The sequence below is a fragment of the Flavobacterium cerinum genome, from assembly GCF_004028155.1.
Taxonomy (GTDB): Bacteria; Bacteroidota; Bacteroidia; order Flavobacteriales; family Flavobacteriaceae; genus Flavobacterium; species Flavobacterium cerinum.
In genome coordinates this window covers 1-11,496 of sequence record NZ_SBII01000009.1, presented here as the reverse complement: position 1 = coordinate 11,496, position 11,496 = coordinate 1, and the positions used below count along the sequence as shown (strand labels likewise).

At 38.5% G+C, this 11,496-nt stretch carries 4 protein-coding genes; all 4 read right to left on the bottom strand.

Annotation, left to right across the window (positions count from 1 at the left end; genetic code table 11):
- Window positions 1–68: 68 nt before the first annotated feature.
- A complete protein-coding gene (locus EPI11_RS12500; protein WP_128390319.1) occupies window positions 69–881 on the bottom strand; it encodes a T9SS type A sorting domain-containing protein in 813 nt (270 codons plus the stop codon).
- Between the two features lie 215 nt (window positions 882–1,096).
- Window positions 1,097–10,135 (bottom strand): YDG domain-containing protein, encoded by a 9,039-nt coding sequence (locus EPI11_RS12495; RefSeq protein WP_128390318.1) that lies wholly within the window; start codon window positions 10,133–10,135, stop codon window positions 1,097–1,099.
- A gap of 190 nt (window positions 10,136–10,325) precedes the next feature.
- A complete protein-coding gene (locus tag EPI11_RS12490; RefSeq protein WP_164879169.1) occupies window positions 10,326–11,360 on the bottom strand; it encodes an endonuclease in 1,035 nt (344 codons plus the stop codon).
- A 9-nt stretch (window positions 11,361–11,369) separates the two neighbouring features.
- The coding region (locus tag EPI11_RS19270) for a T9SS type B sorting domain-containing protein (protein ID WP_128390317.1) at window positions 11,370–11,496 on the bottom strand (127 nt) is incomplete at its 5' end.

Below are 11,496 nucleotides of genomic sequence, written 5' to 3'. Positions count from 1 at the left end.
GTACGGGGTTGATATAAAAATAAAAAGCATCCGTTGTGGCGGATGCTTTTTTAACTATTGTGATGAGATTATTTTACTACTAATTTTTTTGTAGCAACTTTACCTTCTTCAGTAATTCTAACAATATAGATTCCACTGTTTAAATCTGCATTAACAGTACCATCAGTAGTTGTAGTGTTTACTACTTGTTTACCAACTACATCATAGATAGCTACAGTTTTTTCTGTATTATTATCAGATGTTATGTTAAGTACATTTCCTGTAAGTGGGTTAGGGTACATTTTAAGACCAGAGATGTTGTTTTCATTAACTCCTGCTACACCATTATCTTGGAATGATAAATCATCATAGTAAATGTAACCTCCGCCAATACCACCCTGGTGGTAAGCTCTAACCTGGTATCTGAAAAATATAGCTCCTGCAGGTGCAGTAACAGTAACTACTTTGTTTACCCAGTTTGGACCGTCTGTAGAATAAGCTTCAAGTTGTACAGCAGCTTGTAGTTCAGTTGCTAATGCTTTTTTATCTGCATCAAGCCATGTAGACCATAATCTTGTACTTGCTTTATTGTCATTGTCCAGATACCAGTAACTGATAGTGTAAGATTTTCCGGCAGTAACAGGTAGTAAGTTACTGTACTCTAAATACTGTGTAGATCCTTGTGCTTTTGATATTTGTTTTACCGAATTACCACTTTTTGATATTGTGGTTTCTTTAGTTAAAAGGTCATTATAAAGAACTGTAGTTCCTGCTTTAGTGAAGTTTACAGGATTTTCCGCTGTCCAGTTTTCAAAATTTCCATTAACAATTAAATTTTCCTGAGCATTTACAGCAACAGTAGTAAGTGTAAAAGCTGCTGCTAAGATGTAGAATTTTTTCATTTTCTGATCGTTTTTATTTTGATGTAAAATTAGAAATGCAAAGAAGTAAATACCGAAAATGAATATTGTGAAATTGTTAGTTAATGGTTATTTAATACGGGGTAAAACACTTTTAGTTTACCGATACTTAAACAAAAGGTTAGATTTAGTGAAAAAGGTCATAAAACAAAAGCGGCTGCCTGAAAAGGCAGCCGCTTAAACATTACATTTTGACTCTATTTGTGGTTTCTAACCACTTTGATTATTTTTTCGAATGTGCCAAAATTTACTTTTACCAGGTATATTTCGGCTTGCAGAGAAGACATATCAAGAACGCCTTCTTCTTTATTCCATTTTTGGTTCATTACTTCCTGACCTGATAAACTGTATACAGTAACATTAGTTATTGTATTTTCAGCTTTAATGTGCAGTTCGTTTATAACAGGGTTAGGGTAGTAGCTAAAAGTGAATTTTTCAACTTCATGTACACCTAATGTTATTGTCACTGTTACAGCTAAAACCTCATTACTCTCACAACCTATTGTCTGCGTAGCATAGTAAGTTGTTTCGTTCACAAGAACTGTGTTAGCAGGTAATTGATTAGTGCCTGCTATTGCATCAGCTTCAGTAGGATACCATTTAATATTTTCTCCCTGAACTTCAAGATCAGCAATTGTTGAACCTTCGGTAAACAATTGTTCAGTTTGGCCTTGTGGTGCAATTGTTGTATTTGTTGTTACAAATATCATTTTACGAGGGCTCTCACAACCATTTATAGTTTGTGATACATAATAGTTACCTGTAGTTAGTGATGCTGTATTTTCTAATACTGAACCACCTGTAGGTGCAGTGTACCATTTTAAATCAGTACCTGTTGCAACTAAGTTAGCGACTGTAGCATTTTCACAAAATGTTTGTGCTACACCAAAAGGAGCCGTTGTTATAGTTATTGTCACTGCTACCAGCGTTCTTGTACTCTCACAGCCATTTATAGTTTGTGATACATAATAGTTACCCGTGGTTAATGATGTTGTATTTTCTAATACTGGACCACTTGTAGAGTATCCATACCATTTAAGATCTGTCCCGGTTGCTATTAAATTAGCTACAGTTGCAGAGTGACAGAAAGTTAATGGACCGGCTGTTGGAGCAGGAGTTATGTTTATAGTAATTAAAACAGCAGTTCTTAAACTTTCGCAGCCATCTATAGTTTGCGATACATAATAGTTACCACTAACAAGTGGTGTTGTTTCGGTTACTAAAGTGCCACCAGTAGCAGCTGTATACCATTTTAAATTTGTTCCCGTAGCAACAAGGTTTAAACCAAAAGCCTGCTGGCAGAAAACCATTGGAGCAGCAGTAGGAACAGCAGTTGGGTTCATGTTAACCGCAACTTCAGTTCTTGCACTCTCGCATCCGTTTATAGTTTGTGATACATAATAGTTACCTGTTGTAAGTACTTCTGTATTTGCTAATATCGAACCTCCGGTAAGTGAGCTATACCATTTAAGGTTTGTACCTGTAGCTGTTAAGTTCGCTACTGTTGAAGCCGAACAGAAAGATAAAGGAACAGCCGTTGGAGCCGGAGTTACATTAACAGTAACCGCAACTTCAGTTCTTGTACTCTCACATCCGTTCATGGTTTGCGATACATAATAGTTACCTGTTGTAATTGCTTCCGAATTTGCTAGTACCAAGCCACCTGTAAGAGCAGCATACCATTTAAGGTTTGTACCTGTCGCCATTAGGTTCGCTACCGTCGAAGCCGAACAGAAAGCTAAAGGAGCAGCCGTTGGAGCCGGAGTTACATTAACAGTAACCGCAACTAGTGTTCTTGTACTCTCACATCCGTTTATCGTTTGCGATACATAATAGTTACCAGTTGTAATTGTGGAAGTATTCACTAATACCGAACCACCTGTTAGAGCAACATACCATTTAAGGTTTGTACCTGTAGCTGTTAGGTTCGCTACTGTTGAAGCCGAACAGAAAGCTAAAGGAGCAGCCGTTGGAGCCGGAGTTACGTTAACACTAACCGCAACTTCAGTTCTTGTACTCTCACAACCGTTCATGGTTTGCGATACATAATAGTTACCCGTTGCAATTGCTTCTGTATTTGCTAGTACTTGTCCACCTGTTAGAGCAGCATACCATTTAAGGTTTGTACCTGTCGCTGTTAGGTTCGCTACTGTTGAAGCCGAACAGAAAGCTAAAGGAGCAGCCGTTGGAGCCGGAGTTACATTAACAGTAACCGCAACTTCAGTTCTTGTGCTCTCACATCCGTTTAATGTTTGTGATACATAGTAATTACCCGTTGCAATTGCTTCTGTATTTGCTAGTACCAAGCCACCTGTAAGTACAGTATACCATTTAAGGTCTGTACCTGTCGCAGTTAGGTTAGCTACTGTTGAAACTGAGCAGAAAGCTAATGGAGCAGCCGTTGGAGCCGGAGTTACATTGACAGTAACCGCAACTTCAGTTCTTGTACTCTCACATCCGTTTATCGTTTGCGATACATAATAGTTACCTGTTGTAATTGTGGAAGTATTCACTAATACCGAACCACCTGTTAGAGCAGCATACCATTTAAGGTCTGTACCTGTAGCTGTTAGATTTGCTACTGTTGAAGCCGAACAGAATGCTAAAGGAGCAGCCGTTGGAGCCGGAGTTACATTAACAGTAATCGCAACTTCAGTTCTTGTACTCTCACAACCGTTTACTGTTTGAGATACATAATAGTTACCCGTTGCAATTACTTCTGTATTTGCCAGTGCTTGTCCGCCAGTTAGAGCAGCATACCACTTAAGGTCTGTACCTGTAGCTGTTAAGTTAGCTACAGTTGAAGCCGAACAGAATGCTAATGGAACAGCCGTTGGAGCCGGAGTTACATTAACAGTAACCGCAACTAGTGTTCTTGTACTCTCACATCCGTTTATAGTTTGCGATACATAATAGTTACCCGTTGCAATTACTTCTGTATTTGCCAGTGCTTGTCCGCCAGTTAGAGCAGCATACCACTTAAGGTCTGTACCCGTAGCAGTTAAGTTAGCTACAGTTGAAGCAGAACAGAATGCTAAGGGAGTGGCCGTTGGAGCAGGTGTAATAATCAAGGCAACTGTGTTATTTGTTGAGAACACAGTATTACAAGCAGGAGCGATATCAGTTCTGATCAACTCTGTTATTGTTACGATCTGACCGCCATTCGCTGCCGTAACAGGGATGTTAAATGTTGCATTACCCAAAGCATCAGCTAGTACATCTAATACTTGTACTACAGAACCTCCATTAATTGTGTAATTAACAGTAAATGAACCATTAGCCAGTAAGCCTGCTAAATGAATTGGAGCACTATTTTCGGTACACGCTGTTGTTACAGCAGATAATGTAGGCAACGCATTTATTACCACATTACTACCATTGTCATTTGTACTTGGTATTACAAGACCCGATGAAAGATTTACTACACGTAGTTTGTAATTACCAGCAACTAATGTAGATGGTAATGTAGCTGTTATTGTAGCACTTGCAGATGCAGTACTTATTATATTAGTGAAATCGTTTGGAAACACTCCAGTAGCATCGGAGTGCTGAACATAAAAACTCGTTGTATTAAATGTTCCCTGGGTTGTATAGCTCAGACTTACAGTATTAGTGCTGCCTGCGCAATACGGACCAAAATTAGCAGCAGTTGTTGTAATTTCCGGTGTATGTTCTACAGTTGCATTTAATGGTATTGTTAATGTTGCATTACCTCCGGATAAGGTTAATGTACCTGTATAAGTACCCACAGCATGTCCTGCTGCAAGTCTTACATATATAAGTGGATTAATTTGGTTTATAGCACCTCCTGTATAGGTAAAGCTGCCGGAATTTCCATAAGCACCCATGTCGGTAGCTATTTCAAACCCAGTTGTTACGGTAAGGGATATAGTACCCGCAACAGGAACAAGGTCAGTACCTGTAACAGCTGTTAATTGTACAGCTGCAGATGCACCCTGTCCTTCTACAGCTATTATTGTAATAGGTGTTGGGGTTGCAAGAAGAATAGGTTTAGGAAGTACTGTTAACAGTCTGCCTGCTGATACCGGATTATAAGAGGCATCTCCTAAATTTGAAGCAGTAAGTGTAGTTGTACCCACACTTAGAATTGTTACTGTACCATCTGCAGCAATAGTTGCAACAGCCGGATTAGAACTAACCCATGATGTAATCGGTAGTGCTGTTGAACTTGACGCTTCCAGAACAAAATCAGGATCTCCCATGAATTTTGTTGGTATAGGGTCTGGATCAAATGTTAATATCTGGTTTATTTTGTTTACAGTATATACTAATGTCTTAGTATTTGTACCATAAAAACTAGTTGCATTTAATGTGATGTTATACACACCTACAGGTGTAGTACCATCAAAACTTATTAGTCCTGAATTGTTTATTGAAGCACCTGCTGGTAAATTAGCAGCAGTAAGTGTAATTACAGGAGTACCGGTTGTTGTAATTTGGTAAGTAGCAGTATTGCCTGCATTTGAATTACCCACCAGTGTACTGTTTATTACCGGAGCCACAGGTGTTGGAGCCTGTATTACTGAACCGCTAAAACTAAAGTCGTTAATACTAAAAGTTCCTGTAGCACTATTTCCACCCCATGCATACACACGGAAAGTTATAGGCTGTGTTACATTTTGATATGTACCTGCAGAAAGATTAATTGTGCCATTTGCACCACCACCGGCAATAGTAGCAGTATAATTATCTGCACTGGATTTTACTGCATATGTATTTGGCCCTGTGCCCGAAGCTTGTCCACTATATATGAAATTGGTTAAATTAAGCTTGTATCCTGCTTTAGGAGTTATAGTAAAATAGAAGTAATCATTACTATCAAATGTTAATCCCCAACCATTTGCATTATATCTGCCGGTTGCTGCGTTTCCGGCTATACCGCTTCCACGGCCAATACCGCTTACATCTATATAAGTACTAGCTGGTACATTATCTCCAATAGTGTAAGGATTATACAAATATGGAGTTCCATCAGTAATACCATTCGACCAAATTGTTCCTGAAGGGAACAGTGTAGTTGTTGGCGGGCTTACAATTAGCCAGTCATTAACAAGGTTTAGATCATAGTTGTCTGAAGTTCCTCCTGTAAGTGTTATAGGATATGCTCCCATTGGTGAACCTGTAACAGCAGTTGTATTAGCTGTTGGCGCTATAAATCCTGAAGCATTTGCTGAGGTTTGCCCGGTTACGAAACCTGAATAAGTAATTGTAAGGGCAGGATTAGCAGCTCCCTGATTTTTAGTTTTATTGTCTGCCGTAGCAGTTAATGCCTTTTTACTTATAGTTCCTGAAGGAGCAGTTGTAGGTTGTGTTAGTATATAATTTGCTGCCTGCGCACCAGATAAGGTAATGGTTACAGGAATACCTGTACCGGCATTTGCCGAAGCAAAATTACCTGTTGTTGCATTTACCGTATCTCCACTTAGTACACCATTTAGTACTACTCCTGTTAGTACTGCATTAGTATTGTTGTCGTATATTTTTGTTGCTACCAATGCATTAGTAGTATCGGCAGTAAGAGTTAGGTTTGTAATAGCAGCAGGATAAGTCTGTGCAGTAACTGTATAATTAGCCGCGTCAGTTCCTTGTATTAAAAATACTGCCGATACCGGTTTTCCGGTACCTACGTTTGCATTGTTAAATGAACCTGCAACCGACGCAGATACCAATGTAACATTATCACCAGGAAGTATAGATCCTGCGGTTATCTGTGCACCGTTAACAGTAGTATCCGTATTACCATTATATTGCTTATCCTGTGCTGTTGCAGTAACAGTTAAGGCAATAGGAGTAATGTTAGCGGTAAGGCCTGTTGGCTGTGTCAAAACATAATTCGAAGCATTAGCACCGCTTAGAGATATTGTAGCGTTAACGGTAATACCATTAGCAACATTTACAGATGCAAAAGTTCCTGTTCCGTTAAAAGTAACAACTTCAGCAGGTATAATACCAGCTAGTGTTCCTGTAATTATAGCTGAATTTGTTTTGTCATATATTTTATTTTGTGCTGCAGCACTACTTATTGTAAGTACCGCCGGAAGAATAGTTCCTGTAAGCGATCCAGGTTGTATAAGAGCATAGTTTCCAGCAGCACTACCTGTTAGTACTAAACTATTTACTGTGATGCCTGTACCTGGGGTAGTTTGTGCAAACGCACCTGTTTGGGCAGCAACATTAGCTTCATCACCTGGTACAATACCGTTAAGTACTGTGTTGGTAAGTGATGCTGTAGCTGTACCATCATAGTTTTTTGGAGTTACTATTGTAGTGGTAACATCTACAGTAAGGTTTTTAGGGGTAATAGAAGCTATTAATCCGGTTGGTTGAACAAGTGTATAATTATTAGCTTGTAATCCTGATAATACTAAGTTAGAAGTTACTGGCTTATTGATTCCTACATTAAAGTTGTTAAACAATCCATTCCCGGTAATTTGTACATCATCTGTACCAATTACTCCATTTAATGTGGCTGTGATTACAGCATTAGTAGTACGGTCATATGCTTTATTATTGGCTATAGCATTAACTGTTACATTATGTTTAGTAATATTTGCAGTTAGACCTGTTGGTTGTGTTAAAACATAATTTGCAGCATCTGCTCCGGTAAGTGTAGCTGTAGAAGTAACAGTAATACCTGTTCCTGCATCGGCGGATGGAAATGTACCTGTTCCGTTATATGTCACAGTATCACCACTAAGTATACCTGATAAAGTACCTGTAATTGTAGCAGTAGTTGTAGCGTCATACATTTTATTATTAGCAGCCGGAGTTGCCAGAGTAAGTGCTTTTGGGAGAATGTTTCCTGTAAGTGCTGGCTGAGCAAGAAGATATTTTCCAGCATCAGCACCACTAATAGAGTACTGTGGAGTTACGACTATACCATTTGCTACATCGTCGCTGGCAAATGTTCCCGTAGAACCATCAAGAACAACAACATCCGTACCTACTATACCACTAAGCGTACCATTACTTAATACGGCATCGATAGTTTTGTTGTATGTTTTACTATCTACAGTTGCTCCTGCAACTGTAAGCGTTTTTTTGTTTACAACAAGTGACTGAGTTACGGTAGGAGCAGGGTTAAATGAAGCATTTCCTGCCTGATTAGCAGTAATAGTTGTACTTCCGATTCCAACAACTGTAACAATATTTCCAGACACTGTGGCAACATTTTCGTCAGAACTTGTGTAAGTTACTGTTAATCCAGACGGTACTGCTGTAGCGGTTAGCACAAAAGGTGTATCGCCATAAGTAACAGTAGTAAGTGGATCAAAAGTTATTGTCTGATTTTGTAAAGTAGCACTAGTTATATTAGCTATTAGCCCCTGTGGCTGCTGTAGTGTATAATTACCAATAGCCGTTCCGTTAAGCGTATATCCGGTAACTGTAACTGGTATTGCAGCACCAACAGATGCCGTTGTAAATACTGCAGTTGCAGCACTGCTATCTAAGGTTACATCATCACTATTAATTACTCCAACCAATGCGGGAGTACCTGTAATAGTTGCAGATGTTGTACCGTCTTCAAGTTTATTTTGTATTTGTATTCCTGAAATGGTCAATTCTTTTGCAGTGATATCCGCAGTAAAACCAGAAGGTAGTTGCAGTGTATAATTGGCAGATGTAGAGCCACTTAAAGTGTAACCTGATACTGTTATTGGTATAGCTGTACCTGTTTGATTTGTTGCAAATAGAGCAGTAGCTGTAGCAGCATCTAATGTTATAGCTTCACTATTCGCAATACCATTTAATATCGGTGTACCCGTAATAGTGGCTGTTGTAGTTCCATCATAAATTTTATTTCCTACAAGTATTCCTGTAATGGTTATTTCACCGGCAGTTATAGTTGCGGTAAGTCCTGTAGGTTGTTGAGGTAGGGTTAATGTATAATTTCCGGCATTGGTTCCCGTCAAGGTATAGCCGGATGTTATCGCAATAGGATGATTTCCTGTTACTGAAGTTGTAAAAGCACTAACCGGAGTTCCTGTTAGAGTTACATCATCGCCCATTAATATTCCGCCCAGTGATGGGGGAGCAGTTAATGTAACATCAGTTAAACCATCATATATTTTATTTTGTGCTGTTCCACCCGTAAGAGTCAGCGCTTTTGCTGTCCTTGAATATACCAGAGTTGCTGTGACAGTACCAAAACCATTGGTTGCAGTGATAGGTATATTATAATTCCCTACCGGAAAATTATCAGCAAATGAGATTGTACTTCCCGTAAATGTTGCACCAGCTGGTATACCAGTTAAATCGGCACTATAAATAATAGGGGCAGTTCCTGTACTTGTACTAATATTATAAGTGTCTGTAGTACTGTAAACAGTACTTTTTGTAAGTACACTACTAATAACAGGAGCAATTCCTATTATTCCTTTAACAGAAACGATTTTACTAGCAACACCGGTGCTGCTAAGAGCTACCGATCCTAATTTAGTTCCTGTTGTAGAAGGGTTAAAGCGCACATATACTGTGCGTGTCTGACCCACAGCAGGATTAGCAAAGCTTACACTGCTGGTAAATGTAGAATTATCTAAACTTACAAAAAAATGTGCCCCGGCAGTTGCTGTAATATTTCCGGTTATACCCGTGCCACTGTCTACAGTGAAACTTTGTGAATCAGAAGGTGTTCCTAAAGTCGTGGAAAAGTCAGGTAATGTTGTAGGAGTTACTGCTCCTATAAAAACAGTAGGAGTTACTACACCTTTAATTATAAAGGTTTTCATATGACTGTAACCTGAACCACTTCCACCACGAACAACATTAATTGTCGCGGTATTTCCTGCTGTTACTGTTTGATTGGCTGTTGCTACTGTAATTGTAGGAACTACTGTTCCACCACCACAGCTGCTTGTTGAAGGTATATTATTTACAGGAGTACCATTTACGGTACCATTATTTATTAATTGAAAATTAAAATTTGGTAAACCTGCACTACTTCTTACAGCTGTTCCTTCAATAGAAGTAATTGTAAAAGTGTAACCGGCTTGTGCCGTTAAGGTCAATTGAAGGTTTGTGCCAGAATTTGCTGTTGTACTGCAACCGCCACTTACACCATTATAGGAAGCTGTTATTCCTGTAACGGTAGTTGCGGCCTGCCCTGTTCCATGAGTAAGGGTGTAGGCTGTTTGCCCCCAGGATACTCCAACCGAAAGAAAGAGTAGGGTTGCCAGGAGCTTCCGCAGCATTTTTTGATGTAATAATTGAATCATTTTATTTGAAATTTAATTAATAGTCTTTATTTGTTGTTGATTTTCAATTGGATACAAATGTTATACTCAGATGTTAACTGGGAATGTTGTTTCTGTGAAAAGACTGTTACGATTGTGTTAACCACATTAAAAAAATAAACCCCATCTTAAAAAGACAGGGTTTAAATCAAAAAACTATATCAAAAACTATTTATTTCAGTATTATTTTAAATGTTTTATTAGAATTATCGTTAGTAACGATTAAAAAATAAAGACCTGGTGCATTGCCTGTTATATTAACAGTGTCGTTAGATATTACGGCTTTTACTTGTTGACCTAAATTGTTATATACATTATAGGTATATTGATTTGAAGTAGTATTCTCAATATGTATTTCTCCAGTTGTAAGAGTAGGATATACAGCTATGGTATTTAAAGAATAATCTTGAGATGATAAATTACTCCATGTATTTTCTGCTGCCGGTCCTCCCCATATAATAGTTGCTAAATAAGGATTATCGATAAAAGGATTACGGTTACCCTGCATGTTTTGCAAAACTGTATTTCTATTTTTTTCATACTGGCTTACTGGGTCTTCTTTGTTCCATTCTAAAAATATATTTGGCATATCTACATTATAAGTAGCGCTTCCGGCACCTACAACAATAGCTCTGCATTGCGTTTTATAACGCATATACATGTACATCATCATTCTTGCAATATCACCTTTCCATTCGTCTCCGGGATAAAAATATCCTCCTGTTACTGTAGCAGCGTTGCCAGAACCGGCTCCAAAACGCTTGTTGCCACGATCATTATTCATATCATAATCAATAGCGCGTAGGTGGTGTGCATCAGATCCTGGACCATCAAATTCAAGATTGGGACTACCCAATGAACGCGGAAAAACATGCTCTCTTACCCATTTTCCGTCACAACTTTCAGAGTGGCAGGTAAGATATTTACTTCTTGTTCTGTCGTTATCATCATCTGCATCATTATCATTATAACCATAAATAAGAAAAACGTTTTGGTTACTTCCGGGTACAAGATCAGCTTGTTCTAAAGCATCCCATACCTCAGGAGTATATACAAGGTTGTGTGTATGTGTAGTAGTGATTAGTTGTGCAAGCTGGTCTTTAAGGTTATTTCCAGTTTGGCTAAAATTAATTGAATTATAATATGCCGGCATTTGTGCAAGGCAATAATAGGGTAGTAGTAACAGAAGTAAAATACGTTTATTCATTTTTTATAATTATCGTTTTAAAGAGAAATGTGCTTTAAATTCTTTGTTTATCACGGTTGTTCCCACAGTTTCAGGGTAGGTAACAGTGAACCAGTAATCGGTTGCCGGTACCGGGTTACCGTTAAAGGTTCCGTCC

Coding starts and splice junctions, on each gene's coding strand:
- EPI11_RS12500 (WP_128390319.1), bottom strand. CDS start 881: ATGAAAAAATTCTACATCTTAGCAGCAGCTTTTACACTTACTACTGTT.
- EPI11_RS12495 (WP_128390318.1), bottom strand. CDS start 10,135: ATGATTCAATTATTACATCAAAAAATGCTGCGGAAGCTCCTGGCAACC.
- EPI11_RS12490 (WP_164879169.1), bottom strand. CDS start 11,360: ATGAATAAACGTATTTTACTTCTGTTACTACTACCCTATTATTGCCTT.